General features: G+C 39.1%; 26 protein-coding genes. All 26 read right to left on the minus strand.

The features are described 5' to 3' along the window. Positions 1-13: 13 nt before the first annotated feature. The 26 genes from fliF to UN64_RS07515 all read right to left on the minus strand — a co-directional run bounded on the left by fliF (position 14) and on the right by UN64_RS07515 (position 22,893). Positions 14-1,606: a flagellar basal-body MS-ring/collar protein FliF gene (gene fliF / locus UN64_RS07390; protein WP_077361304.1), complete on the minus strand. Its 1,593-nt coding sequence runs from the start codon at positions 1,604-1,606 to the stop codon at positions 14-16. Between the two features lie 82 nt (positions 1,607-1,688). Next, the gene (gene fliE, locus UN64_RS07395) at positions 1,689-1,988 is read right to left on the minus strand and encodes a flagellar hook-basal body complex protein FliE (protein ID WP_077361306.1); all 300 of its coding nucleotides are present in this window, start codon (positions 1,986-1,988) and stop codon (positions 1,689-1,691) included. Positions 1,989-2,000: 12 nt separating this feature from the next. Continuing rightward, positions 2,001-2,453, minus strand: coding sequence for a flagellar basal body rod protein FlgC (gene flgC / locus UN64_RS07400; RefSeq protein WP_245801987.1), 453 nt, complete (start codon positions 2,451-2,453; stop codon positions 2,001-2,003). A gap of 3 nt (positions 2,454-2,456) precedes the next feature. Further along, positions 2,457-2,843 carry a flagellar basal body rod protein FlgB gene (flgB, locus tag UN64_RS07405; RefSeq protein ID WP_077363657.1) on the minus strand — a complete coding sequence of 129 codons (387 nt, stop codon included), beginning with the start codon at positions 2,841-2,843 and terminating at the stop codon, positions 2,457-2,459. Between the two features lie 763 nt (positions 2,844-3,606). Continuing rightward, positions 3,607-4,386: a GTP-sensing pleiotropic transcriptional regulator CodY gene (gene codY, locus UN64_RS07415; RefSeq protein ID WP_066289397.1), complete on the minus strand. Its 780-nt coding sequence runs from the start codon at positions 4,384-4,386 to the stop codon at positions 3,607-3,609. 24 nt (positions 4,387-4,410) lie between these two features. Then, positions 4,411-5,805: an ATP-dependent protease ATPase subunit HslU gene (hslU, locus tag UN64_RS07420; RefSeq protein WP_077361311.1), complete on the minus strand. Its 1,395-nt coding sequence runs from the start codon at positions 5,803-5,805 to the stop codon at positions 4,411-4,413. 25 nt (positions 5,806-5,830) lie between these two features. Further along, a complete protein-coding gene (gene hslV / locus UN64_RS07425; RefSeq protein ID WP_077361313.1) occupies positions 5,831-6,370 on the minus strand; it encodes an ATP-dependent protease subunit HslV in 540 nt (179 codons plus the stop codon). A gap of 25 nt (positions 6,371-6,395) precedes the next feature. Beyond that, complete coding sequence (gene xerC, locus UN64_RS07430; protein WP_077363659.1) at positions 6,396-7,298, minus strand: tyrosine recombinase XerC; 903 nt, start codon at positions 7,296-7,298, stop codon at positions 6,396-6,398. Positions 7,299-7,359: 61 nt separating this feature from the next. Continuing rightward, complete coding sequence (trmFO, locus tag UN64_RS07435) at positions 7,360-8,667, minus strand: FADH(2)-oxidizing methylenetetrahydrofolate--tRNA-(uracil(54)-C(5))-methyltransferase TrmFO (protein WP_077361315.1); 1,308 nt, start codon at positions 8,665-8,667, stop codon at positions 7,360-7,362. A 10-nt stretch (positions 8,668-8,677) separates the two neighbouring features. Continuing rightward, on the minus strand, positions 8,678-10,753 hold the full coding sequence (topA, locus tag UN64_RS07440) for a type I DNA topoisomerase (protein WP_077361317.1): 2,076 nt from the start codon (positions 10,751-10,753) through the stop codon (positions 8,678-8,680). Positions 10,754-10,833: 80 nt separating this feature from the next. Further along, positions 10,834-11,718, minus strand: coding sequence for a DNA-processing protein DprA (gene dprA, locus UN64_RS07445; RefSeq protein WP_077361319.1), 885 nt, complete (start codon positions 11,716-11,718; stop codon positions 10,834-10,836). A 105-nt stretch (positions 11,719-11,823) separates the two neighbouring features. After that, entirely contained in the window at positions 11,824-12,747 is a 924-nt protein-coding gene (gene sucD, locus UN64_RS07450; protein WP_066289375.1) for a succinate--CoA ligase subunit alpha, read from the minus strand. 37 nt (positions 12,748-12,784) lie between these two features. Continuing rightward, complete coding sequence (sucC, locus tag UN64_RS07455) at positions 12,785-13,945, minus strand: ADP-forming succinate--CoA ligase subunit beta (protein WP_066289373.1); 1,161 nt, start codon at positions 13,943-13,945, stop codon at positions 12,785-12,787. 201 nt (positions 13,946-14,146) lie between these two features. Continuing rightward, positions 14,147-14,305, minus strand: coding sequence for a small, acid-soluble spore protein, alpha/beta type (locus tag UN64_RS20510; protein ID WP_139343058.1), 159 nt, complete (start codon positions 14,303-14,305; stop codon positions 14,147-14,149). A gap of 52 nt (positions 14,306-14,357) precedes the next feature. Beyond that, positions 14,358-14,624, minus strand: a complete 267-nt coding sequence (locus UN64_RS07460; protein WP_077361321.1) for an EscU/YscU/HrcU family type III secretion system export apparatus switch protein — start codon at positions 14,622-14,624, stop codon at positions 14,358-14,360. Beyond that, a complete protein-coding gene (locus tag UN64_RS07465) occupies positions 14,621-16,078 on the minus strand; it encodes a DUF6240 domain-containing protein (protein WP_077361323.1) in 1,458 nt (485 codons plus the stop codon). The genes UN64_RS07460 and UN64_RS07465 overlap by 4 nt, the downstream gene beginning before the upstream one ends. A gap of 1 nt (position 16,079) precedes the next feature. Beyond that, positions 16,080-16,865, minus strand: a complete 786-nt coding sequence (locus UN64_RS07470; RefSeq protein ID WP_077361325.1) for a ribonuclease HII — start codon at positions 16,863-16,865, stop codon at positions 16,080-16,082. A gap of 108 nt (positions 16,866-16,973) precedes the next feature. Continuing rightward, on the minus strand, positions 16,974-17,834 hold the full coding sequence (gene ylqF, locus UN64_RS07475; protein ID WP_077361327.1) for a ribosome biogenesis GTPase YlqF: 861 nt from the start codon (positions 17,832-17,834) through the stop codon (positions 16,974-16,976). Between the two features lie 11 nt (positions 17,835-17,845). Next, positions 17,846-18,397, minus strand: coding sequence for a signal peptidase I (lepB, locus tag UN64_RS07480; RefSeq protein ID WP_077361329.1), 552 nt, complete (start codon positions 18,395-18,397; stop codon positions 17,846-17,848). 84 nt (positions 18,398-18,481) lie between these two features. Continuing rightward, a complete protein-coding gene (gene rplS, locus UN64_RS07485) occupies positions 18,482-18,826 on the minus strand; it encodes a 50S ribosomal protein L19 (RefSeq protein ID WP_066289359.1) in 345 nt (114 codons plus the stop codon). A gap of 113 nt (positions 18,827-18,939) precedes the next feature. Beyond that, positions 18,940-19,680, minus strand: a complete 741-nt coding sequence (gene trmD / locus UN64_RS07490) for a tRNA (guanosine(37)-N1)-methyltransferase TrmD (RefSeq protein WP_077361331.1) — start codon at positions 19,678-19,680, stop codon at positions 18,940-18,942. After that, positions 19,681-20,199, minus strand: coding sequence for a ribosome maturation factor RimM (gene rimM, locus UN64_RS07495; RefSeq protein WP_077361333.1), 519 nt, complete (start codon positions 20,197-20,199; stop codon positions 19,681-19,683). It abuts the gene before it with no gap. Between the two features lie 404 nt (positions 20,200-20,603). Continuing rightward, positions 20,604-20,831, minus strand: a complete 228-nt coding sequence (locus UN64_RS07500) for a KH domain-containing protein (RefSeq protein WP_077361335.1) — start codon at positions 20,829-20,831, stop codon at positions 20,604-20,606. Between the two features lie 21 nt (positions 20,832-20,852). After that, complete coding sequence (gene rpsP, locus UN64_RS07505) at positions 20,853-21,125, minus strand: 30S ribosomal protein S16 (protein WP_077361337.1); 273 nt, start codon at positions 21,123-21,125, stop codon at positions 20,853-20,855. A gap of 82 nt (positions 21,126-21,207) precedes the next feature. After that, positions 21,208-22,554, minus strand: coding sequence for a signal recognition particle protein (gene ffh / locus UN64_RS07510; protein ID WP_077361339.1), 1,347 nt, complete (start codon positions 22,552-22,554; stop codon positions 21,208-21,210). Between the two features lie 15 nt (positions 22,555-22,569). Continuing rightward, positions 22,570-22,893, minus strand: coding sequence for a putative DNA-binding protein (locus UN64_RS07515; protein WP_077361341.1), 324 nt, complete (start codon positions 22,891-22,893; stop codon positions 22,570-22,572). Positions 22,894-23,132 lie beyond the last annotated feature (239 nt).

Here is a 23,132-nt window from a genome sequence, read left to right on the forward strand (position 1 = left end):
CGTTCGTTACCTCCTATTCCTCTGACAACCACGTTCGTACTAGTTTTGCAAACTCTTCTGGTTTTTCTTTAGCCATTCTTTCTAGCTGTTCTTTGCGCACGGTGCCTTCTGAACCCTGCTCTTTATTCACATCAGGTACATAATATGTCTGCTGTTCTTCCATCTCGTACTCTTCTATCGTGCCTTTATCTTCGTCCGCTCTTCTTTTTCGTGTCAGCAAGAAGATTAATAGAATAATAATGATCAGCAGGATACCGCCTGTAATATAGATCCATAATGGAATACCAGCTTTTACAGTCTCCATGTCTGGCTTGCCGTTAAAAGGCTGTGCAGAAACAAAGATCTTCTCTTGAATCTGCTCTTCTGTTAACTCGCTATTAACATCTTTTGAAATACTCGTTCTAACGATCGCACTCAAAATCTGTTCAATATCATCTAATCTTTCTTGCGGCAATGAATCGGGTTGTTTTGGATTAGGAGGTTCGACCATTACTTGAATTCCTAAATCGCGAATCTGATAAGGACTCTCCACAATTTCTTTTCGGATCTTATTTACTTCATTATTGATACGTTCTTCTACTTTTTCGTAATCTCCGTTAGATCCAGCAGCTGACCCAGGGTAAGTTGGCACTTCCTGATCACCTGTTCCGGATACCCCCCCTGCAGCCGCACCCTCGCCGGTAAATGTTTCACGAATGCGTTCAACACTTATTTCAATGCCTTTCATGTTTTCTTTATCTACAGGTTCTATTAAGGTTTCTTCGCGTTTCTCTTCAGTAAAATCAATATCAGTAGTTACAGTTGCTACAACTTTCCCCTGACCCATGATCGTAGCTAGCATTTGCTGCACTCTGCGCTGAAGGTCTCTCTCTACATCCTGTTTAATTTTTCTTTGCTCTTCATATTTAGATGCTGAAGAAGTAGAGTTCACTGAGTTTAAATCATAATAATTAAAGTATTGGTCTGTGATGACGATATTTTCCATAGGAAGATCTGCAACACTTTTAGATACAAGGTGATACAGCGCTTTCACTTGTTCTTCATCTAGCCGAGCCCCAGCACCTAATGAAAGAACTACAGAAGCAGATGCTTTTTCTTCTTCCTGATTCACCCAGACACTGCTCTCCGGAAGTGTAATCATTACACTTGCATCATCCACTCCATTAATACTCTTTATTAAGTTAGCAATTTCCGTTTGTGTTGCTTCTCTTTCAAGCACTCCGAATTCTTTATCTGTAATTCCAAAACCCGATTTTTCTCCAAAGTAAGAAAAATCTATGTTTCCGCTTTTAGGAAGACCTTCAGCAGCAAGCTGTACCTGAAGATTATTTACCTGCTCTTGTGGAACCAGTATTGTTTTCCCGCCATCCTGTACTTCATTGGCAATCCCTTTACTGTTTAAGTTCTCTTGGATCTGCCCAGCTTCTTGCGGAGAAAGATTCGTATATAAAGGTACAAGATTCGGACTGGACATCATCACGGTCAGAAAAATAAAGCCTGCTATAAAAATGAATATCCCGCCAAGAATTAGTCCTTTTTGTGTATTAGAACGCGATTTGAAACGTTCAGTGATTTGCTTGGTGACTTGTTTCCATTTTTCTTTCATTTTTTCCCCCGATAAACACAATAAAAATTTTTTTGAAGCTACCCCCAAAATAGAATGCACACTTCGAATTATGTATTAGCTATTAAACTTGCATCCTCATGATTTCTTGGTACGCTTCAACCACTTTATTGCGAATTTCAAGAGTGGTCTGCAATGTTACACTCGCTTTTTCTGCCGTTATCATGACTTGATGAAGATTATCCATTTTGCCATTCATCAACGCTTGTGTAGCTGCGTTAGACTGTGCTTGTGTCTCGCTTATATTCTCCAATGCACCCTGCAGATAATTTTTGAAGCTTTCTTGAGCTTCAAAAGGTGTTGTTTTTACAGATGGAGATATACTGTTCATGCTTTGAATCGTTCCTAAAGAAATTTTATCCATGTGCTACCTCTCCTAACGGCCGATTTCAAGGGCTTTTAAATACATTCCTTTTGCTGCATTCAATGCTGTAACATTTGCTTCGTATGAACGTGTCGCACTCATTAAATCAACCATCTCTTTTAGAGGATCCACATTTGGAAGTTGTACAAATCCATCTTCTCCTGCATCCGGATGATCTGGCTGATAAACAGATTTAAAAGGTGTCTCATCATTTTTAATTTCACTTACCTTAACACCATTAAGATTTCCATTATGATTCACTGCTTTATTAAACATGCTTTTAAAACTGGACTCTCCTGAACCCAGCACCACCATTTTTCGTCTATAGGGTTCCCACTCCCCATTTTCTAATAACCTGCCTCTTGTCGAATCAACATTTGCCATGTTGGAAGAAGCTACATCCATTCTCAATCGCTGTGCTGTTAATCCAGATGCAGAAAAATTCAGTGCATCAAACATACCCATATTTTATCTCCCGCCTTTAACAACCATCTTAATTGAATTGAACTTTCCGTTTATTCGCTGTACAAGTGTCTGATAATACAATTGATTCTTTGCCAGTTCAGCCATCTCTTTGTCAACATCCACATTATTTCCGTTATGGTTCATAGTTGTGCCGCCTTGCTCTTTTACATAAAAAGAGGATGGTCTATCCGTACTAAAAGTAAAATGGCGCTGATTTGTACGGTATGCATTTAAGCTTCTTTCAAATTCCTGTTTAAAAACGGCTTCTTTCGCTTTATATCCAGGAGTGTCCACATTAGCCAAATTATTTGAAATGGTTTTCTGTTTTAACGCTGATCCATCTAATGCCATTTCCAAGTTTTTCATGACAGGGCTAGAGAACAAGTTGATCACTTCCCTCTTTTTTACTATAGATGTTTCAATTAATGTTAAATCTTACCGCTATATCATATTTTAAGTGATATATCCAAAAAGTGTCTATGTATTTTTTCCCAAAATGACTTTTTTCGATAGAAAGCACTATGTTTCGACCGTGACTTTATACCTAATTCTGCATCTAGTAATAAAATCCCTGTCGTATTTAGCCGAACAGTACAACTTTACTAATCTTTTTTTATCGACATTTTTTTTAACAGATAAGCAAAAATGTCCATGTCTTAACAAAAGAAGGCTTTTTTCTGAATGAATGTTGATTTTGGGATTATTTATAATGTACATCTTTGAAAAACGTGCATCCTGGAAACCAATGACTTTTAAGAGCAACAAGGATTCAGCAGGCTCTAATCTAAAAGATAGCTCTGCTTTCTTTTTTATTTTCTTTATAGAATTGCTTTCTATCTTTTTTATTCTCTTCCTGACAGGTTGATTGGAGAGCAAGGTGCGTGCCTACCACCTGAGAAGCTTCTCGTTGGGCATGCGACGAGGAAGCTCACATCGGTAGCATTTACTTGTAGACGCAGGAGCAAGGATACTTCCATGAAGCGGGACAAGTGAGACCATTCAATGTCGCAGAGCGACGAGTGGGCTCACCGCACGCCCCGCGGAAAGCGAGCATCCTGGAACGGAAATCAACCACTTTCAAGAACTGCTTGAATTGCAAAAAAGTCCAATAAAAAAACCAACCCTGTCTGGATTGGTTTTTTGATCTTTATGATTAAGAAGTTTTTAATTTTTCAAGTTCAAGCAAGAATTTATCATTTAATACCTTAATGTACGTTCCCTTCATTCCAAGTGAACGAGACTCGATAACTCCCGCACTCTCCAGCTTGCGAAGCGCGTTAACGATTACTGATCTTGTAATCCCCACACGGTCAGCAATTTTACTCGCTACAAGCAAGCCTTCATTACCTTCCAATTCTTCAAAGATGTGTTCGATCGCTTCAAGCTCACTATATGATAATGAACTGATCGCCATTTGAACAACAGCTTTATTTCTAGCTTCTTCTTCAATCTCTTCCGCTTTCTCGCGAAGAATCTCCATACCAACTACTGTTGCACCATACTCTGCTAATACTAGATCATCTTCTTCAAACGATGTTGACAGTCTGGATAAAATAAGAGTTCCTAATCTTTCTCCGCCACCAACAATAGGAACCACTGTCGTTAAGCCCGTAGAGAATAAATCTTTGTTCTCAACAGGGAAAGCTGTGTAATCACTTTCAACATCAATGTTAGCCATTGATTCTGTGATGTTAAAAAGATTCTTCGTGTAATCAGTAGGAAATTGACGATCTTGAATCATCTTTTTCATACGCTCGTTTTCAATATCCTGTTTTAGAGCAGTTCCTAATAATTTTCCTCTGCGGCTGACTACGAATATGTTAGCACCAATTACTGAGCTAAGTGTTTCAGCCATTTCTTTAAAGTTTACTTGTTTTCCACCTGTTTGCTGCAGCATTGAGTTAATGCTTCTTGCTTTGTTTAATAAATTCATTGTATTTCTTCCTCCTAGTGCATCCTATAAAATGTATTGGCTTAAATCCTTATTCTTTGCGATATTAGCCAGTTTTTCTTCTACATACTCGGGTGTAATGGTAATTTGATCTAAACTGATATCTGGCGCTTCAAAAGACAAGTCTTCGAGTAAGCGCTCCAATATGGTATGAAGTCTTCTTGCACCTATATTGTCGGTGTCTTGATTGACTTCAAATGCGATACTTGCAATCTTAGCAATAGCATCGTCAGAAAATTCAACATTTATACCTTCTGTACTTAATAGAGCTTTGTACTGTTTTACAATCGCATTATCAGGCTCTATTAATATACGTGTAAAATCTTCAACAGACAAGCTATTTAATTCTACTCTGATCGGAAATCTTCCTTGAAGCTCGGGAATGAGATCTGAAGGTTTTGCCATGTGAAAAGCTCCTGCTGCAATAAATAGAATATGATCAGTCTTAATCGAGCCATATTTCGTCATGACAGTGGATCCTTCTACGATGGGAAGAATATCCCTTTGAACACCTTCTCTGCTGACATCTGCAGAGTTTTGATTCTTTCCGGCAATCTTATCAATCTCATCTATAAATATAATACCTGTTTGTTCTGTCTTATAAACAGCTTCACTCGTTACGTCATCCATATCGATCAATTTCGCTGCTTCGTCCTGTGTCAGAACTTTTCTCGCTTCACGTACTGTAAGCTTTCTTTTTTTCTTTTTCTTAGGCATAATCCCACCTAGCATGTCTTGCATATTCATGCCTACCTGTTCAAGACCAGAGCCTTGAAACATATCAAGCATTGAAGGGTTTTGCTCATCGACTTCTACTGTTACTAGATGATCTTCCATTTCCCCAAGAGCTAATTTTTGAGCCATTTGGTTTCGTCTTTGCTTTAAGTTCCCTTCGTCATCCTGCTCTGATGACTGTTCCTGGTTTTGATTACCTCCGCCAAAAAACATTTCTAGAGGATTTTTATAGCTTGTTTCTGTCTTTTTACCAGGGACGAGAAGTTCGACTAGACGCTTATTCGCATTCTGCTCGGCCTTGTCTTTGACTTCATTCATCTTAAGCTCTTTAACAAGCCTTACAGATGTTTCAACCAGATCACGAACCATGGAATCGACATCACGACCAACATAGCCGACTTCAGTAAATTTCGTAGCTTCTATTTTAATAAAAGGAGCTTGAGCAAGTTTTGCAAGTCTTCTTGCAATCTCTGTTTTACCGACACCAGTCGGACCAATCATTAAAATATTTTTTGGAGATACCTCGTCGCGAAGTTTATCATCCAGGAGACTTCTTCTGTAACGGTTTCTGAGAGCCACCGCCACTGCTTTTTTAGCATCTTTTTGTCCAATAATGTATTGATCGAGTTTTTCAACGATCTGCCTTGGAGTTAGTTGACTGTTCAAACAAAATCACTCCTTATATAGGATTTTACAGTTCCTCTAATACGATCTCCGTATTTGTGTAAACACAAATCTCGCCGGCTGTTTGCAATGAAGCAAGCGCTATTTCTTTAGCAGAAAGCTGAGAAGCATTATTTTTCAATGCTCTTCCTGCAGCTAGCGCATAATTTCCGCCTGAGCCAATAGCTAGAATGCCGTCATCAGGTTCAATGACTTCACCTGTTCCTGAAATAAGCAGCATATGCTCTTTGTTCATTACGATCAGCAATGCCTCGAGTTTCCTTAAGACTTGATCAGTACGCCATTCTTTTGCCATTTCAACAGATGCACGCTGTAAGTTGCCGCTGTACTCTTCAAGTTTGCTTTCAAACTTTTCGTAAAGAGTAAATGCATCTGCTACAGAACCGGCAAAACCAGCAAGTACCTTCCCGCCATACAGCTTTCTTACTTTTTTAGCCGTATGTTTCATTACGACTGCATTGCCGAACGTTACCTGGCCATCTCCAGTCATTGCTGCTTCCCCATTGTGCTGAATTGCAAAGATTGTGGTTGCATGAAAAGTTGACATCGAAAAATCCCTCCCTTTTTGTTTTTTATGCTCGAGGATGCGCATTATTATAGATTTTTTTTAAATGGTCTTTCGTAACGTGTGTGTAAACTTGTGTTGATGAGAGCTGTGAATGTCCCAGAAGTTCCTGAACTGCTCGTAAATCTGCACCTTCATTGAGCATGTGTGTCGCAAAAGTATGCCTTAAAACGTGTGGACTGATATGTATATTGAGCGACGATTCTTCAATGATTTTATTCAATATGTTTCTTACGCTTCTCGCACTTAAAGGTTCCCCTTTATAATTCAAAAACAGGGAATCCGTTTTATTTTCTGTTTTTTCTAGTAAAAGTTTACGCCCATCGCTAATATATCTTTCTAATGCTTCTTTGGCAAAAGAACCGATAGGAACATACCTTTCCTTTTTCCCTTTACCCTTGACTAATGCAGCCTCTACAAAAAGATCAAGATCCTTCAATTGCAGTTTGCAGCATTCGCTCACACGTATACCCGTACCATAGAGCAATTCGAGAATGGCCTGATTTCTTTGTCCGATTGGCGTACTGACGTCAGACACATTAAAAAGCTTCTCCAACTCTTTTTCATAAAGAAATTGAGGAAGCATTTTTGCTTTTTTAGGCAAAGAGGCCATTGCAAAAGGATTTTGTTCCACGACTTTTTCCCGATTTAAGAAACGGTAAAAACTTCTCATGGAAGATATCTTTCTAGCAACGGTATTTCTAGCATACTTCTTTTCATGAAGCGTCACGAGATAATGTCTAACTAAAACATAAGAAACAGCAGCGAATCCTTCGATTGCTTGCTGTTTCAAAAAAGAAGTAAAATCATTAATATCTTTTTCATAGTGTTCGATCGTATATGGCGAACTGTTCTTCTCAATCATCAAGTAATTAAGAAAATCCACCACGAGCTGGCGTTCTGATTCCATTTCATACACCTCACAAAGCCCCTAAATCGTATCACAACTTAGGGGCTAAAGCAATAGATGTTCACAAATTTGTTATAAAATTCTGAATTGTTTCCAATGCTCGTTCTGCGATTGCCTTGTTTCTTTCCTGCTTATTTTTAATCCTTGTTTCGAGCAAGGGCAGCAGGCCAAAGTTTGCATTCATCGGCTGGAAATTATCAGGGTTGGCAGTCGTAATATAATATGCCATACTTCCGATTGCAGTTTCTCTAGGAAAAACAGCTAACTCCTCGCCTTTTACGAGTTTTGCCGCATTTATGCCAGCGATCAATCCTGATGCAGCACTTTCCACATATCCTTCAACACCTGTCATCTGCCCTGCAAAGAAAAGATCATCTCTTTCTTTTAGCTGATATGTGTCTCTTAAAAGTTTAGGGGAATTTAAGAATGTATTCCGGTGCATAACACCGAAACGCACAACCTCTGCATTTTCTAAACCGGGAATAAGCTGAATAAGTTCTTTTTGAGGTCCCCATTTCAAGTGAGTTTGAAACCCTACAATATTATATAGCGTTCCTGCACTATTGTCTTGTCTTAACTGAACGACAGCATATGGGATCTTTCCAGTTTTCGGATCTTCTAGGCCAACGGGTTTCATCGGTCCGAAAAGGAGAGTCTTCTTACCTCGCTTAGCCATTACTTCAACAGGCATACAGCCCTCAAAAAAGATTTCTTTTTCAAACTCTTTTAAAGGAACAGTTTCAGAAGAAATAAGAGCTTCGTAAAAACGATCGAATTCCTCTTCAGTCATCGGACAGTTTAAATAAGCTGCTTCACCTTTATCGTAGCGAGATTTTAAATAGACCTTATCCATATTGATACTATCCACTTCAATGATAGGAGCTGCAGCATCGTAAAAATATAAATATTCTTCGCCAGTTAAAGAGTTTAAAGCTTTTGATAAATGATCAGAAGTTAAAGGACCGGTTGCGATAATTGTCGGACCATCAGGAATTTCTGTTACTTCTTCTGTTATTACTTCTACATTAGGGTGATTCTTTACGCGTTCTGTTACAAGCCCTGCAAACTCGTGACGGTCGACAGCTAATGCGCCGCCTGCAGGAACTGCACAATCATCTGCAGATGAAATGATAACAGAATTCAATTTTCTCATTTCTTCTTTTAATACACCAACAGCATTTGTTAATGTATTCGCCCGCAATGAGTTTGAACATACAAGCTCTGCAAATTTTTCAGTGTGATGAGCCGGGGTCTGTCTAACCGGTCTCATCTCATATAATTTAACTTTTATTCCTCGGCTTGCGATCTGCCAAGCAGCTTCACTGCCGGCAAGACCCGCTCCGATTACGTTAACATGTTGATGGCTCATGGTAAACTCCTTACTTTGCTTCCTCTTCGGAATAGTCGCAAGACACGCATTGAACGACTTTTCCTTTTTTCGTTTTCTTTTCTACTAGCATACTATTACATTTCGGACATGTTCTTGCAATTGGTTTGTCCCATGAAACGAACTCACAGTCAGGATATCTGTTGCAGCCATAGAAAACTCGTTTCTTTTTGCTTTTTCGTTCGACAATTGATCCTTTATGACAAGAAGGACATTCGACGCCAATATCTTTAACGATTGGTTTGGTGTTTCTGCAATCCGGGAAATTGGAGCATGCCATGAACTTGCCGAAGCGGCCCATCTTATAGACCATTTCATGTCCGCATTTCTCGCAGTTTTCCCCTGCTGGCTCGTCTTTAATTTCTACTTTTTGCATTTCTTCTTCTGCAATTTTAAGCTTCTTCTCAAAATTTTTATAGAATTCGTCAATGATCTTGATCCAATCGATATTTCCGTCTTCAACTTCATCGAGATCACTTTCCATCTTGGCAGTAAATTCGACGTTAAAGACCTCAGGGAAAAACTCAAGGGTCATCTCTAATACAAGTTCTCCAAGCTCAGTTGGAACGAATTTCTTGTCGTCTAAAGCAACATAGCCTCTCTTTTGAATCGTATCGAGAGTCGGAGCATAAGTAGAAGGTCTGCCTATCCCCAATTCTTCCATCGTCCGTACTAATCTAGCTTCGGTATAGCGCGGCGGCGGCTGGGTAAAGTGCTGTGTGGGCTCTAAATCTTTCTTATCAGCCTTCATACCTTCTTGTACATCAGGAAGGATGCGGTCTTCTTCTTTTTTACCGTCATCATTGCCCTCTACATAAACCTTCATGAATCCAGGGAACTTTACTTTTGACCCTGTTGCACGGAATGTTACACCATTGTTTTGAAGGTCTACAGTCATTGTGTCCAGTACTGCAGAGGACATCTGACTTGCAAGGAAACGTTCCCATATTAGCTTGTAAAGACGGAGCTGGTCTCTGGATAAATAAGTTTTCAAATCTTTTGGATGATACATGACTGAGGTAGGACGAATAGCTTCATGTGCATCTTGAGCATTCTTACCTGACTTCTTTTCAGCTCTTGAGGTGTTCACGTATTGTTTTCCAAATTCATTTGCGATAAACTCTGAAGCTTCACCTTTTGCAGTATCCGAGATCCGGGTAGAATCAGTACGCATATAAGTGATTAAACCGACTGTACCTTCTTTCCCAAGGTCAATCCCTTCATATAGCTGCTGTGCGAGCATCATCGTTTTCTTCGCTCTGAAGTTAAGCTTTCTAGCAGCTTCCTGCTGCAGGGAAGAAGTAATGAAAGGCGGAGAAGGATTTCTTTTCCGTTCTTTCTTCTGTACGGAATCAATCGTAAAAGATTTCCCTTTAATTTTACTCAGGATATCTTTTACTTCTTCTTCATTAGAGAGCTCTTGTTTCTTGCCGTTAAGCCCATAGAACTGGGCTTCAAAGTCTTCGCCTGAAGCACTGAATATCCCTTTGATCTTCCAATATTCTTCTGGCTGAAAAGCTTCAATTTCTTTTTCGCGTTCAACAATCAAGCGGACTGCTACAGTCTGAACCCGTCCTGCACTTAAACCTTTTTTAATTTTCTTCCATAATAGCGGACTGACTTTGTACCCAACAAGTCTGTCAAGAACTCTTCTGGCTTGCTGAGCATCTACTAAATCCATATTGATTTTTCTTGGTTTCTTAAATGAATCTTTTATCGCGGTTTTAGTAATCTCATTAAATACAACTCGGCAATCAGAATCTAAATCCATATCTAAACTGTGAGCAAGATGCCATGCGATTGCTTCACCTTCACGATCCGGGTCAGCTGCGAGAAAGATTTGTTTCGCTTTTTTGGCTGCTGTTTTCAAGTCCTTTAATATTGGACCTTTTCCTCGGATAGTAATGTATTTAGGTTCATAATTTGCATCTACATCTACGCCGGTCTGGCTTCTAGGCAAATCACGAACATGTCCCATAGATGCTTTTACGTCATATTTGCTCCCTAAATATTTTTTTATCGTCTTTGCTTTTGCGGGAGACTCAACAATGACTAAGTATTTTTCCATTTACAGTTTATCCCCCTTTAAGGGTTTAGTGAAATCTTCCCTATTATTAAATAATGTATCTGCTTTTGTCAAACTGTTTCCTAATTTAATGAAAACGGTTTAGTCCATTCATCTGCTATATCCTCTGCACACATTACGAGTTTCGCACCGTTCTGAATCAAAAAATTTGTACCTGCTGCACAATCTTCAAGGATTGAACCTGGAATGGCAAAGACATCTCTTCCTTGTTCCAGAGCTTGATCGGCTGTAATGAGCGACCCGCTCTTCGTTCTCGCTTCAGCAACAAGAGTTGCTTTGCCGAGACCGCTAATTATACGGTTACGCAATGGGAAATGCCAGCGTTTTGGCTGAACATAAGGCGGAAACTCTGAAATAAGAATACCTTGACTGCTAATTTCTTCTGCCAATTTGTTATTTTCGGTGGGGTATACGCATTTTATTCCAGAACCTAATACTGCAGCCGTTCGCGTCCCATTTAATAGACAAAGCCGGTGTGCATATGTATCTATCCCTCTTGCAAGCCCGCTTACTACTACCCATTTATTCTTCAGCAGAGGAGTAAGAACTTTGCTTAAGGCACCCAATCCATCAGAGCTCGGGTTTCTCGTCCCTACCACACTTATTATTTTATCCTGTTTCAGCGTACTCCAATCTCCTCTTCCATAAAGTACCCAAGGGGGATCAAATATTGTTTTCAAACTAGAAGGATAATCTTTATGAAAATAAGGTAATGCAGTTATTGAATTTTTCTTTAAAACATTCATTATGTATGTACTGTTTTTTTGATTCATAAAGGTATAAAGACGTACTGCCATTTTCTCGCTTAACGCAAATGACATCATCAGGCTCTTGACATCCATTTTAAATATATCAGCTAATTCCGGATCGGCTGTTAAAATATTCTTGAAATGATTCCATGTAAGACCCTCACAATGATGAAGAAAAATTAAGCGTTCATAATCCAAATTCTTTTCCTCCTCATGAACCAATGGTTAATTAAAGTGAAAAAGCTCCCTATTGCTGGGAGCTTCTCACGTTGCTAGAGATGCAGTACACACCTCTTATGGTATTTATGCTTTTGATGCTTTTTCTTTGTTTGTTACACAAACATCGTAAAGATCGTTTTCTTTAAGTGCTTCAACTAAAGTTTCACCCATTACTGAAGGTGTTGCTGCAACTTTAATTCCGCATGCCTTCATTGTTTTAATCTTTTCGTCTGCAGTACCTTTACCGCCAGAAATGATCGCACCGGCATGACCCATACGTTTTCCAGGAGGTGCTGTTTGTCCGCCGATGAACCCAACAACAGGTTTAGTCATATTAGCTTTTACCCATTCTGCAGCTTCTTCTTCTGCAGTTCCGCCAATTTCACCAATCATGATGACTGCATACGTATCTTCATCTTCATTAAACGCCTTTAGAACGTCAATGAAGTCCGTACCGTTAACTGGGTCTCCACCGATACCAACAGCTGTAGATTGTCCAATTCCGCGCTCTGAGAGCTGATGAACAGCTTCATATGTTAATGTTCCAGAGCGGGAAACAACACCTACGTGTCCTTTCGTGTGGATGTAGCCAGGCATGATACCAATCTTACATTCTTCAGGAGTGATAACACCCGGGCAGTTTGGTCCAACTAAGCGAGTTTTCTTGCCTTCCATATAACGCTTAACTTTAACCATATCCATTACAGGAATACCTTCTGTAATACAAATAGCTAGATCAAGTTCTGCATCAACAGCTTCGATGATTGCTTCGGCAGCAAATGCTGGAGGAACATAAATAACAGAAGCGTTAGCTCCAGTTTCTTTAACTGCATCAGCAACTGTGTTGAATACAGGAAGTCCTTCAACTTCAGTTCCGCCTTTACCAGGTGTAACTCCGCCCACAATTTTCGTACCATATTCAAGCATTTGTTTCGTATGGAAAAGACCAACGGAACCTGTAATACCCTGAACGATGACTTTTGTGTCTTTATTAATAAAAATGCTCATGCTTTAAATTCCCATCCTTCCTGCAATGTTTTCTTTGTTACTTAACCAATGCGACGATTTTTTCTGCACCGTCAGCCATTGAATCAGCAGCTGTAATATTAAGACCGGATTCTTTTAGGATCTTTTTACCAAGATCAACGTTTGTACCTTCTAGTCGAACGACTAAAGGCAGTTCAAGACCAACTTGTTTCGTAGCTTCCACAACACCATTTGCAATGATGTCACATTTCATAATACCTCCAAAGATGTTAACGAAAATCCCTTTAACATTTTTGTCGGAAAGAATAATCTTGAAAGCTTCTGTTACTTTCTCAGTTGTAGCGCCGCCCCCAACATCAAGGAAGTTAGCAGGGTCACCGCCATAATGCTTAATGATGTCCATTGTCGCCATAGCTAGACCAGCACCATTAACCATACAGCCGATATTTCCATCAAGTGAGATATAGCTTAGATCATATTTAGAAGCTTCAATCTCTTTTGGATCTTCTTCTTCTAAATCTCTGTATTCTAAGATGTCTTTATGACGGTATAAAGCATTTGAATCAAAGTTCATTTTCGCATCAAGTGCCATTACGTTTCCGTCTCCAGTAACAACTAATGGATTAATTTCAGCGATAGAGCAGTCTTTTTCTACGAATGCAGTATATAATCCCATCATGAACTTAACAGCTTTACCTACTAGTTCCGTTGGAATGTTAATGTTATAAGCTAAACGTCTTGCCTGGAATGCCTGAAGACCGATCGCAGGGTCGATTACTTCTTTGAAGATTTTTTCAGGTGTTTCTTCTGCCACTTCTTCAATTTCAGTACCGCCTTCTTCAGATCCCATCATTACTACACTTGAAGTTGCACGATCAAGCACAAGACCAATGTAATATTCCTTTTTAATGTCACAGCCTTCTTCGATAAGTAAGCGCTTAACTTCCTTACCTTCTGGGCCTGTTTGGTGAGTGACTAGAACTTTACCTAAAATTTCATTTGCGTATGTACGCACTTCATCAATATTCTTGGCAACTTTTACGCCACCCGCTTTACCGCGGCCGCCTGCATGAATCTGTGCTTTAACAACAGATACAGCGCTCCCCAGTTCTTTAGCAGCTTCTACAGCTTCTTCAACTGAAAATGCCACTTTTCCGTTTGGAACAGCCACACCATATTTTCTAAGTATCTCTTTACCTTGGTATTCGTGGATATTCATTTACTCTCCATCCTCCTATCATGGTGAAAACTTAAAGTACCGTTATCATTGTATAAGACCAAGCGTCTTATGTCTACTATTCTTCAGAAAATTGCAAGCGCATTCAGGATTTATGGCCAATAAAAAAACCAAAACCTTCATGCTACGGTTTTGGTTTTACTGCTTTTTACCTTTGGAAAATAGGAGCTTCCAAAGCTTATTTCATTTGTTTTTCTCGTTTTCCTGTTTTTTAATAAGCTTTGGTGTAATCGCTTCTTTTTCCGCAGCAGGACGGTACAGTCCAAATTCTTCAGCCATCTCTTCTCTAAATTGATTAACTAATTGCTCAGATTGCTGTACGACAAGTTTATTTTTTGGCATTGTGCACACTCCTTTATGTTAGCAATGCCCGTTTAAACAAGAATTATGTTTATCATTTTGCTTCTTGATCGATTTGATAAATAAAAGCAAAAAGTTCTGCAACGACTTCATACAGCTCCTCTGGTATGCTTTCATCGATTTCTAATTTTGATAATAAGTGCACAAGTGAAGGGTCTTCCTGAATCGGAATATTGTGCTCTGATGCAGTTTGAACGATCCGATCTGCTGTTTCACCTTTTCCTTTGGCCGTTACTATGGGAGAACTTGATTCTTCGGGATTATATTTAAGTGCTACAGCTTCTTTTATGTTTTTCCTCATATGCGCAAATCCATCCCTTTATATCCTGTGTTCGACTCAGGGATTTTTATTTCATTTTTTGGTTTTTGTGCAAAAGTTATTGAAGATAGCGTATAGTTCATTTCACTTAAGCTTTTCTTTAATGATGGAAGAAATGCTTTTGAAAGATTCTCGATTTGTGGATGACCGCTGAAAACCTTTAAAGACAAAATTCTGTTTTGAATCTGAACATCAACAGCAATATCTTTTAAATTTTTCATCTCCAGCCAAAACACCATTCTGCAATGGTCCGGGTCTAATGATTGACCGTTTTGTTTTTTTCCTTCCCATCGGATTGAAATCTCTCTTGGGTTTTCATTCTGCCCAAGTGGAATCTGCAAAACAAACTGATGCAGGTGTTCGTTAGCTGGAATGTTTTGAATCTGCTGACTCGTAAGTTTGTTGAGCGCTTGTTCAGCCTTTAGTGAGATACTTTCAGGCAGTCCAAGTGATTCTAAATTTTGTTTTAAAGTCATAATGTGTGATTTTAAGGTTTCTGTTTGTGTTACTTGAAAGGGATCTTTCAAAAAATTCCTTTCGTGCAGCAGCCCTGATTTTTGAAACCATTTTTGAACAGCTTGTAAGAAATCATTTGAAACTTGGCGTTTTGTATCATTAACTGAAGCTTCCGCTTTTTGTGCCGGAGGCTGGTTTATTTGGCTTGTTTTCACTTCATCTTTAGGTTCTTTATGCAATCCTTTTATTTCTATACCAGAATTTCCAGGCTGAACGATAGGTTCTTTTGATACGTGTATTGTGTTTGTCGAGCTGGCAGATACTTGTGGACTTTCTTTTGAAACTGAATGATTGGTTTTAAAACCATATAAGCTTTGAAGCAAATCAACCGTTTTTGCTATGATTTTATCTTTATGTACATACGGTTTAAGAGAATCGAACAATTGTTTCATCTCAGGTTGATCTGGTTTATTTTGAATACTAGCTATGACCGCATTAACCGAAGCAGGCTTAGCTGGAAGCTGAAGTTCTTGCATCCTATGAATGACTTCTTTCTTCTCTTTAAAGGGAATATTTGCTGCAAGCTGAAGAATATCAGAAACCTGTTTAACATTTTCTTTTGTTACTGGCATTTTTTCTGAGACAACAAACTCAGCAGCTTTTTTGTTACTTTCGGTTTGAGGAAGATTTAACTTTTGCAGCATTTGTTCAGTCGTTGATTTTAAGGGATCTACATCTATTTTTTTTAAGATTATTGTTCCGTTCTTATCTCCAACTTCGAACAAATAATGGTTCCCTTTCTTTAAAGGAGCCTCTAATTTGGCATGCAAAGCTGCTCCATTATATAAAATCTTTGCCGTTTGATCGGGAAAAATCTCTAAAATTTTTGCAGTTAACAATTGGTTTAGTTTCAGATTGATACCTGTTGCTGAATTTTGTGTAAGCGGCTGTGGATTGATGATGTTGTTAATCGATAACACCTTATTCACTCCCGGTAAACTTAATAATTTCTCCCACTGGACTAAACGTTTTGCGATGTATTTCAGTTGCACCGAATGTTCTCAGCGCTTCAAGATGCTCTTTTGTGCCGTAGCCCATATTTGTTTTAAAACCATAATGAGGATACATTTGGTCTAGTTTTTTCATGTATCGATCCCGTGTAACTTTTGCAATTATAGAAGCTGCTGCAATAGAGATGCTTTTTTCATCTCCTTTTATAATTTTTAACTGATCGATCGGCAGAGCGATTTCCATAGCATCGATCAAAAGCTGATCTGGCTCTACCTTTAGCTTGCAAACTGCCTCAGACATGGCTAGTTTAGATGCCTGATAGATGTTGATTTCGTCGATCTTGTCAGGCTGAACTAAATGAATACTGTAGCAAACAGCATCTTCTACGATTCTTTTATATAAATCTTCTCGTTTTTTCTCCGAGAGCTTTTTGGAGTCATTTATACCTTCTAGAATATAGCCTTCTGGTAAAATAACGGCAGCAGCTACTACAGGTCCTGCTAACGGGCCACGGCCAACTTCATCCACACCAGCGATTAATTTTTTGCCGTTTGCTGCACATTGTTTTTCAAAACTGCACATGATTTCAAGTCTTCTTAATTCCGCTTCCGCTTCTAACAAACGGCTTGTATAAGTTTTAAATAATTTTTTAGCACCTTGTCTCTCATCTGAAGCAAGAAGCTTAAGAAGCCCGCTTATTTCTTCGATAGAACTGTCTCTTAATTTCTGATTCCATTCTTTTAAGGAAAGCTTCATTTTTTTCACACTCTTTATGTATTATTTATCGGCACGCTAAACTGTCTTTAAAGACTTTATCGAGTCAAAGAAAACAGGCACATAGAATATACGTGCCTGTACCCCAAATTATTCAGTTATTGCTGATGGCAGCTCATAAGACAAGCGGCCCAATTTTTCTGAACGAAGGTCGCGAAGCACAATCTCTGCCGTTTTTTCGAGATCAACTTCACCACCACTCATGATGCAACCTCTTTTTTTTCCAATCTCTTCAAATAAACGAAGAGGATCATCGGGTATGTCTGATAATTTATAACGCTCAATCAGGCGTTCTTGATAATGTTCATTTAAATATTTCACAGCAAACAAAACAACTTCTGTAAAATCAAATAAAGTTTCTTTAATCGCTCCTGTTACAGCAAGCTTGAGACCTATCGACGGATCCTCAAACTTCGGCCATAGAATACCTGGTGTGTCCAGGAGTTCAAGAGTCTTACCTGCTTTGATCCACTGCTGTTTTTTTGTTACGCCTGGCTTATCTCCAGTAACAGCAATGTTCTTACCTGCCATCCTATTAATAATTGTAGATTTCCCGACATTAGGGATTCCAACGATTAAAGCACGAACAGCACGCGGTTTAACGATTCCCTTTGCTCTCATTTTATCAAACTTTTCTTTTACAAGTTCGTGTGCAATAGGTTCTATTTTTTTAATCCCTTTTCCGTCTTGTGAGTTTATTGCCAGAGATGGAATTCCTTTATCTGAAAAATAGCTTTGCCAATTCGAGGTTACTTTTGGATCTGCCAAGTCTGCTTTGTTTAATAAAACAATTCGCGGCTTTTCTCCAAGTATCTCATCTATCATCGGGTTACGTGATGCTAATGGAATTCTGGCGTCTACAAGTTCGAAAACGACATCGATCATTTTTAGTTTTTCAGTTATTTCCCGGCGCGCTTTTGCCATATGGCCCGGAAACCATTGAATGGTCATGTTAGTTCACCCTACTTTACAAATCCTATATCCGATAACGGCCAGAAACGGAATGATGCTTTTCCTAAGATTTCATCTTCACTAACAGTACCGATGTTCCGGCTGTCACTGGAGTTCCGGCGATTATCACCTAGAACAAACAATTGGCCTTCTGGAACCTTTTGTTTAGCGGTCACTTCCAGTAAAGTGAAGTCATATGTGAAATTTCCGTCTTTTGTTTTTTTCTTATATGCTTCTAAGTATTCTTCTTTCACCTTTTTGCCATTCACATAAAGAGTATCATCTTTATACTCGATCGTATCTCCTGGCAAACCAATTACTCTTTTTATGTAATCTTTTTCTTCTGTAGCGTGAAAGACTACAATATCGAATCTGTTTGGTTCTCCAATCATATAGCTGAACTTATTAACAATTAATCGATCTCCATCATGAAGAGTCGGCATCATTGATTGTCCATCTACTACCACAGGGGCAAAAAGGAAGAACCGGATGATACCTGCCAATAACAATGCTGCAGCTAATGCTTTAATCCATTCCCACGTTTCGTTTTTTGTACGAGCCATTCTTAATCCTCACCATCTGTAGAAATTCCTTACTTATAATATGGAAAAAGGAGCTTGAGTAAGTCAAGCTCCTTTCGAGAATTATTAGCGAATTTCTTTAATACGAGCTGCTTTACCACGAAGTGCACGCAAGTAGTATAGCTTAGCACGGCGTACTTTACCGCGACGTACAACTTCAAGGTTCGCAATCTTAGGTGAATGTACAGGGAACGCACGCTCCACACCTACACCGTAAGAAATTTTACGAACAGTAAACGTTTCAGAAATCCCAGACCCACGCTTTTTGATAACAACACCTTCAAAAAGCTGGATACGCTCACGAGTACCCTCGATTACTTTCACGTGTACACGTACAGTGTCACCTGAACGGAATTTTGGTAAATCTGATTTTAATTGATCTTTTGCAAGATCTGCAATAAGCTGTTGCATAGTTTATTGCCTCCCTTCCCATGGATGTTCTTGCGTGATTATCAAGCAGCGGAACACCGGATTAAACGGGCATAAGCCACAAACAATATAATACCATATAAATCAGACGAGTATCAAGTTGTTTTATTATCTTTTATTTCTCTCAGCCAATTTTCTTCTTCTTTGGTTAACTCTATGTGTTTCAAGAGATCAGGACGTCTTTCATAAGTCCTTTTTAAAGACTCTTTCTTTCGCCATTCTTCAATATTTTTATGGTTCCCAGACATAAGAACATCAGGAACCTTCATACCTCTGAAGTCTGCCGGCCTCGTATATTGAGGGTGTTCTAAAAGACCTGTACTGAATGAATCCTGAAGATGTGATTCTTCTTTTCCAAGCACACCAGGAAGCAATCTTGTTACAGCGTCAATTACTACCATCGCACCAAGCTCTCCGCCTGTTAAGACATAGTCTCCGATTGAAATCTCATCTGTAACTAAATGTTCTCTGATTCGCTCGTCGTAGCCTTCGTAATGGCCGCATAAAAAGATCAGGTGCTTTTCTTTAGAAAGTTCTTCCGCCTTTCTTTGAGAAAACCTCTCGCCTTGTGGACAAAGCAGTATGACCCTTGGTTTCTCAGAGGTTTCTTTCGTAATGGTTTCAACTGCATCAAATAACGGCTGGGGAGTCAACACCATCCCAGCTCCTCCGCCATAAGGGTAATCATCAACATTTCTATGTTTGTTTGTTGAGAATTCACGGAAATCGAGTACCTGAAACTGAACGGCACTTTTTTCTTGTGCTTTTTTTAAAATAGACTGGCCAAAAACACCTGAAAACATATCTGGGAACAGGCTTAATACATCTATTTTCATTTAGAAAAGTCCTTCTAAAGGTTCGATTGAAATCTTTTTAGAGTCTAAATCAACCGTCTTAACAACTGACGGAATATAAGGTATTAAAATGTCGGAGCCAAACCCTTTGCGTTTAACCACCCACACATCATTTGCACCTGGCGACAAAATTTCTTTCACTTTCCCTAATTCTTCCCCATCAACCGTATAAACAGCACACCCAATGATGTCATGATAAAAGAACTCTCCCTCTTCTAAAGACACTTGCTGTTCTTTTGGTACTTTTAACAAATATCCTTTAAAGGGTTCAACATCATTAATGTTATTTAGACCTTCAAACGTTAAGAGATCGAACTGTTTATGTTTGCGATGAGATTCAATTGTTACAGGGATAAGATTTCCTGGATCTTTTTCTACATACAATGTATTACCTGTCTTATAACGTTCTTCCGGAAAGTCTGTTCTAGAAATAACACGCACTTCTCCTCTTATTCCGTGTGTGTTAACAATTTTTCCGACATTTAGCCATTTGTCTGTCATTTAAAAACCTTCTCTCGTACGTCTTATTCATATTATTATCTAGTCTAAAGTTTATCATAAATGGAGATATGTATACTTTTTAAATGACTTTTTTCATAAGCTTTGTTGCTCTTTGAAAGTAGTTGATTTCCGCTCCAGGATGCTCGCTTTGTGCCTTCAGGAGTCTCACCCTTAAGGCAGTATATGTGCTCCTGCGTCTGCAAGCAAAACAACATCGAAGCTTGTTCCTCGTCGCATGCCTTGCAAGATGTATTTTCAGGTGGCTGGCACGCTGGAGTCTCGCACCTTGCGCTCCAATCAACTTTTCAATGAAGAAGAATTTAAAAATGATCAAAAGCAACAATCTTTTAGATAAGAGTCTTTTTAAAAGATAAAAAAAGGAAGAGGGAGTCCCTCATCCTTTTTTAGACGATTTCGATTGAAATCCTTTTATTTTGATTCGTGCCTGCTGCATTCACAACGGTACGAATCGCTTTGGCCACTCTGCCTTGTTTTCCGATTACTTTCCCCATATCAGTCTGGTTCACGGATAATTGATAAACAAGGCGATGTCCTTCTTTTACCTCTTTGACGCTAACTTCTTCTGGGTGATCAACTAGAGCTTTCACAATCGCTTCGATCAACTCTGTCATATCAGTTCCCCTTCGTCAAAATTATTTTTGGCTTTTAGCGTTATGGAATTTCTCCATAAGACCAGCTTTTGAGAATAGGTTACGAACTGTGTCAGATGGCTTCGCACCGTTTGTCATCCACTCAAGAGCTTTTTCTTCGTTAATTTTAACTTCAGCTGGGTTAGCAACTGGGTTGTAAGTTCCGATCTCTTCGATGAAACGTCCATCACGAGGAGAACGAGAATCTGCTACTACTACACGATAAAAAGGAGCTCTTTTAGCACCCATACGTTTTAAACGAATTTTTACTGCCATTATAACTTGCACCTCCGAAAATTGTTCACACAAAATAATATGATAGTATAAATTGACAGGTTTGTAAACCTGAAAATTCAGTTTACATAAAAGGGAATTTAAATCCACCTTTTTTCTTCTTGCCATTCATCATTCCGGACATTTGTTTCATCATTTTCTTCATGTCCTCGAATTGTTTGATAAGGCGGTTTACTTCTTGTACTGAACGTCCGCTGCCTTTAGCGATACGTCTTTTACGGCTGGCATTGATAATCTCCGGCTGTTCTCTTTCATGAAGAGTCATCGAACGAATGATAGCTTCAACGTGACCGATTTGTTTTTCATCGATCTGGACGTTCTTAAGGCCTTTCATCTTGTTCGCGCCAGGAAGCATGCCAAGCACTTCATCTAATGGGCCAAGATTTCTTACTTGTCCCATCTGATCAAGAAAATCATCAAATGTGAACGACATATCACGCATCTTCTTTTGAAGGTCGCGAGCTTTTTCTTCATCTACTGAGGACTGCGCCTTTTCAATAAGTGTCAGCATGTCGCCCATTCCTAATATTCTGGAAGCCATTCGATCCGGATGGAACGGCTCTAGAGCATCCATCTTTTCACCAAGACCTACAAATTTAATAGGAAGTCCTGTAACAGCTTTAATTGAAAGCGCGGCACCACCGCGTGTGTCACCATCAAGCTTCGTAAGAATCACACCTGTAATACCAAGTGCCTCATTAAAACTTTCTGCAACATTTACTGCGTCTTGACCTGTCATCGCATCAACAACAAGGAAAATTTCATCAGGTTTTGCTGTTTCTTTAACCTGCTTCAATTCATCCATGAGCGTTTCATCAATATGCAAACGCCCCGCTGTATCAATGAGCACATAGTCATGATGCTCTTCTTTCGCTTTCGCAATTGCTGTTTCAGCAATTTTTACAGGGCTAACTTGGTCTCCCAATTGATGTACTGGAAAATCAAGCTGTTTCCCGAGTGTTTCTAGCTGCTTTATCGCAGCGGGACGGTATATGTCAGCTGCAGCAAGAAGCGGTTTGCGATTTTGTTTTTTACGCAAATGATTCGCAAGCTTTCCTGTAGTGGTTGTTTTACCTGCACCTTGAAGACCAACCATCATAATAACCGTCGGGGGCTTGTTAGAAACAGCAATTTTGCTCTGTTCTCCGCCCATCAAAGCTGTAAGTTCATCATTAACCACTTTTACAACTTGCTGTCCAGGTGTCAGGCTTTTTAGCACTTCCTGACCAACTGCACGTTCAGATACCTTTTTCACAAAATCCTTTACCACTTTAAAGTTAACATCCGCCTCAAGAAGAGCAAGGCGTACTTCCCTCATCATTTCCTTTACATCCGCTTCATTTACTTTCCCTTTTCCGCGGATTTTTTGTAAAGTGTTCTGAAGACGGTCGGCTAAACCTTCAAATGCCATCTCACTGAACGCCTCCTATTCCATATTTTCAAGGCGATCGATAATTGCAATTACGTTATCAGGTTCAGTTTTCAGCAGCTCTCTTAAAGATGACAGCAACTGTTCACGTTCCTGAAACTTTGCAAAAAGCCCTAACTTCTCTTCGTATTCTTCCAGCATCGCCTCTGTCCGTTTAATATTATCATAAACGGCCTGGCGGCTGACATTATATTGTTCAGCAATTTCACCGAGAGAATAATCGTCTAAATAATATAAGCCCATATAATTCTTTTGCTTAGGGGTTAACAGTGATTGGTAAAAATCAAAAAGATAATTAATTCTCATCGTTTTATCAAGCATACTTTCACAACCCTTGTTAAGTGAAATGCCTTTACGTGAATACTATACAACCAGAAAAAAAAGATGTCAAGTTTTTTTCTTAACAGAAAAGATTGTTGCTAGCTGCTGTAGTTTATATGAGATAAACAACGATCATAATTAATTTCCATTTTTATGCGATTATTAATTTCCCTTTCGAAATATGTCTTCCTCAGATGAAATTTTTGCTTTTTTGTCTTCCCAAAAGAAAAAAGCAGAGA

The organism is Fictibacillus arsenicus, from assembly GCF_001999465.1.
Classification (GTDB): Bacteria; Bacillota; Bacilli; order Bacillales; family Fictibacillaceae; genus Fictibacillus; species Fictibacillus arsenicus.